Raw genomic sequence first — 1,505 nt, 5'->3', positions numbered from 1 at the left:
CACGGCGCGGGCTTCGCGCAGGGTGGCGGCGGCGATGAGGGCGTCGTTGTTGTGCCCCACGGCCATGGCCACCAGTTCCGACAGCTGCGGATCGCCCATGCGCTCCCACCACTGGCCGTCCGGGGTGGCGGCGCTTATGGCGGCGCGGGCGGCGGCGTTTCCGCCCCCATTGCCGGAAACGTCACCGGAAATTTCGGGCCGGGCCCTTGCCGCGCTCCATTCCGTGGGTGCGGCGGGCGGTGCGGGGCGGTCGTAATCGGGCCCAACGGCGCAGCCGGACAGCATCAGGAAGGTTACCAGCACGGCGGGCACCAGCAGGGCAGGCAGCATCGAACGGATGGACAACCCTCTGCCACAGCACGAAGGGCGGGAAGGGCGGGTGCGTCGCGCCGAAGCGTGGTGCGCGTTCATGATTTCTCCTGCGGCAGGGGCGCCCCCGGCAACGTCGCGACCACCTGCCGCAGCCCGCCGGTGACGAAGGACAGGGTGTGCGCGGTGAGCAATTCCAGTGCGTCCCCCGAAAGATCCAGATCGGGGAACACCCGGCGGAAAATCTCGCGATTCAGGTACTGGCTGAGACACAGGGCGATGATGTTCATGCACGAAAGCTGGACGGACGGGTGGCTGTCCGGACGGCCCAGCAATTCGGCCACCGCCCCGCGCAGGAACATGGACTTGGGCGCTATTTCGACGCGCACCAGTTCATCCAGAAAGGGCGTGGGCCGCATCATTTCCTGGGTCATCAGCTTGAGCTGCCAGGCGGAAGGGTCCGTCGTGAGCAGGTTGGACAGCAGGTCGCGGATGATGACGCCCACCCGCTCCGCCGGGGGCATGCCCGGCGGCAGCGAGGCGCGCAGGTCCTCCGCCGTGAGAAAGCGGCGGTGCGCCTCGTGCAGGGCGGCGGCGTACAACTTGTCCTTGCCGCCGAAATGGTAGTTGATGGCCGCAGGGTTGGCCCCGGCCCGCTCGCAGATTTCCTTGCCGGTGGCACGGTCGTAGCCGTGCTCGGCAAAGACCATGCCCGCCGCATCCAGCAGGCGCTGGCGGGTGGATTCGCGGCCCTGTTCGCGACCCTGTTCGCGGCTGACGCCGTGGCTGATGCTCTGATCGGGCGACTTCTTCATGCCCATGCTATAAGATGGGCACAGGACTGGTGTCAAATTCAAAATTTAAATTTGAATTTGACTTTGGGCTTGCGCCCGGATAGGCTGACGTCACCATCCGGAAATCGACACCACTCGGAGCAGCGCATGAAGAAACGCATTCTCGTCCTCGCCGTGCTGGCGCTGTGCATGGGCGGCGGCGTGCTGGCCTGGCTCGCCCTGCGCCCCGTGCCCGACGCGGGACCGGTGGTGCTGTACGGCAACGTGGACCTGCGCCAGGTTTCCCTGGCCTTCAAGGACGCCGAACGCGTGGCCCGCGTGCTGGCCCGCGAGGGCGACCGGCTGGCACCCGGCGCGCTGGTGGCCGTGCTGGAAACGGACCGCCTGGACCGCGAAATCACC

1 protein-coding gene and 2 pseudogenes are annotated in these 1,505 nt (G+C 67.5%); 1 reads left to right on the top strand and 2 read right to left on the bottom strand.

The genetic code is table 11. The annotated features are described in order from the left end of the window. Nucleotides 1-411: pseudogene (locus tag FVW20_RS15020) on the bottom strand (hypothetical protein); the annotation flags it as partial. Further along, nucleotides 408-1,124: a TetR/AcrR family transcriptional regulator gene (locus FVW20_RS15015; RefSeq protein ID WP_231039142.1), complete on the bottom strand. Its 717-nt coding sequence runs from the start codon at nucleotides 1,122-1,124 to the stop codon at nucleotides 408-410. The pseudogene FVW20_RS15020 and the gene FVW20_RS15015, both read right to left, overlap by 4 nt. 126 nt (nucleotides 1,125-1,250) lie before the next feature. Between FVW20_RS15015 and FVW20_RS15010 the strand changes: the two are divergent. After that, a pseudogene (locus tag FVW20_RS15010) lies at nucleotides 1,251-1,505 on the top strand (hypothetical protein); the annotation flags it as partial.

Origin of the sequence: Nitratidesulfovibrio oxamicus (assembly GCF_015731765.1) — a bacterium.
Taxonomy (GTDB): domain Bacteria; phylum Desulfobacterota; class Desulfovibrionia; order Desulfovibrionales; family Desulfovibrionaceae; genus Cupidesulfovibrio; species Cupidesulfovibrio oxamicus.
The sequence above is the reverse complement of the archived record's forward strand: the minus strand, read 5'-3'. Positions and strand labels throughout refer to the sequence as shown.

Excerpts from the sequence above, each read along its gene's own strand:
- FVW20_RS15015 (WP_231039142.1), bottom strand. The coding sequence starts at position 1,124 with ATGAAGAAGTCGCCCGATCAGAGCATCAGCCACGGCGTCAGCCGCGAA.